Consider the following 2,189-nt stretch of genomic DNA (forward strand, 5'->3'; position numbering starts at 1 on the left):
CCGCAGGCCCGCGCGCTCACGGAGCACCGCACCCCGCTGCGCGGCATCCGCGGCGCCGTCGCCGACAAGCTCGCGCGCAGCCGGCGCGAGATCCCGGACGCGACCTGCTGGGTGGACGCGGACGCGACGGAACTGATGCGCACCCGCGCGGTGATGAACGGGGCGACGGGTCCCTCCGCGGGCCCGAAGGTCTCGGTGCTCGCCCTGCTGGCCCGCATCTGCACGGCCGCCCTCGCCCGCTACCCGGAGCTCAACGCGACCGTGGACACCGAGCGCCGCGAGATCGTCCGGCTCGACGAGGTCCACCTGGGCTTCGCCGCACAGACCGAGCGCGGCCTCGTCGTGCCCGTCGTCCGCGACGCGCACACGCGGGGCGCGGAGGCCCTGAGCGCGGAGTTCGGGCGGCTCACGGACGCGGCCCGGGTGGGGACGCTCACACCGGGCGACCTGACGGGCGGCACGTTCACGCTGAACAACTACGGCGTGTTCGGGGTCGACGGCTCGACGCCGATCATCAACCACCCCGAGGCCGCCATGCTCGGCGTCGGCCGGATCACGCCCAAGCCCTGGGTGCACGAGGGCGAGCTGGCGGTCCGTCACGTGGTCCAGCTGTCGCTCACGTTCGACCACCGCGTCTGCGACGGCGGCACGGCGGGCGGCTTCCTGCGGTACGTCGCCGACTGCGTCGAACAGCCGGCGGTGCTGCTGCGGACGCTGTGACGCGATCCGGGCGGGCGGCGCCGGCGGTGTCCGCGGCGGCGTCGGCGCATCCGCCGCCGGTGTCGACGTGGCGGGCCGCTTCTGCCGCGGGCGGAGCGGGCCGGGTCGTGGATCGTGGTGGCCGGCCGTGTCCCCGAGGGTGGCATTGATCGATCCTGCGCCCATACTCGGGGGATGACCGCAACCGCCGGGCCGTCGCCGCACCCGCGTGCCCTCCCCGGGTACGACGCCGTCGTGCTCGCCGGAGGTGCGGCGCGGCGGCTCGGCGGCGCCGACAAGCCCGGTGTCCGGGTCGGCGGACGCCCCCTGCTCGACCGGGTCCTCATGGCCTGCGCCGGCGCCCGCGCCACCGTGGTCGTCGCGGAGCCCCGGCCCACCGGACGCCCCGTCGACTGGGCCCGCGAGGACCCGCCCGGCGGTGGACCGCTCGCCGCGCTCGACGCGGGCGTCAGGGCGCTGCCCGAGGCGGAGCGGGGTGCGGCCGGGAGCGTCGCCGTGCTCTCCGCCGACCTGCCCTTCCTGGCCCCGCGCACCGTGGAGCTGCTGCTGCACGCGCTGACGGACCAGGACGCCGAGGCGGCGCTGCTCACCGACGCCGAGGGACGCGACCAGCCGCTGGTCGCCGTCTACCGCCGGGCCGCACTCGACCGCCTGCTCGGCACCCTCACGGCGGAGCACGGATCGCTCGGCGGCCTGCCGCTGCGTCAGATCACCCGCCGCCTGCGCCTGGTCCGGGTCAGCGACCCGGACGACCCCGTCGCGTCGTTCGACTGCGACACCTGGGACGACATCGCCGCCGCCCGGTCACGTATCAGGGAGCATGGACGCGTGCTTGATGAATGGATCTCCGCAGCCAAGGACGAACTGGGCCTCGACCTGGACGTCGACACCGGCGTCCTGCTCGACCTCGCCCGCGACGCGGCGCACGGCGTCGCCCGCCCCGCCGCACCCCTGACGACGTTCCTCGTCGGGTACGCCGCCGCGCAGGCGGGCGGGGGCCCCGAGGCGGTCGCCGCCGCCGCGGCCAAGGCGGCCGCCCTCGCGAACCGCTGGGCGAGCGAGGCCGAGTCCGGCGACGCCCCGGCGCCGGACGCGGGATGACCGGCCCCGACGGGCGCGCCGCCGCGGCCGACCCGATGGACGGCGACGTCGACGAGGCGCTGGCCCTGGCCAACGCCCACCGCGACAGCCCCTCTCCCGGCGGACCGCACCGCGACCCGGCCCCGTACGGCGGCGCCCGGAACGCCGCCGGAGCGGGCAGCCGGCCGGACCCCTCCCGACAGGGCGGCTCAGGCCACCGCGCCGATGGGTTCCGCGCCGACGAGTCCCGCGCCGCGATGTCCCGGCGCGACGTACCAGGCGCACCCGGCGGACCAGGCGCACCCGGCGGACCGGACGCCCCCGGCGCGTCGGACGCCCCCGGCGGCCACGCCGGTCACGGAGGCCGCGGCGAGCGCCATCGCGCCACG

General features: G+C 77.7%; 2 protein-coding genes and 1 pseudogene. All 3 read left to right on the plus strand.

The window, feature by feature from the left end:
• Positions 1–720: dihydrolipoamide acetyltransferase family protein (locus GTW43_RS10335; RefSeq protein ID WP_161301346.1), on the plus strand; the 720-nt coding region annotated here is incomplete at its 5' end.
• A 174-nt stretch (positions 721–894) separates the two neighbouring features.
• A complete protein-coding gene (locus GTW43_RS10340) occupies positions 895–1,821 on the plus strand; it encodes an NTP transferase domain-containing protein (RefSeq protein WP_161301347.1) in 927 nt (308 codons plus the stop codon).
• Positions 1,818–2,189, plus strand: a pseudogene (locus tag GTW43_RS10345) (hypothetical protein); the annotation flags it as partial. The gene GTW43_RS10340 and the pseudogene GTW43_RS10345, both read left to right, overlap by 4 nt.

The sequence above is a fragment of the Streptomyces sp. SID5785 genome, from assembly GCF_009870065.1.
Lineage (GTDB): Bacteria > Actinomycetota > Actinomycetes > Streptomycetales > Streptomycetaceae > Streptomyces.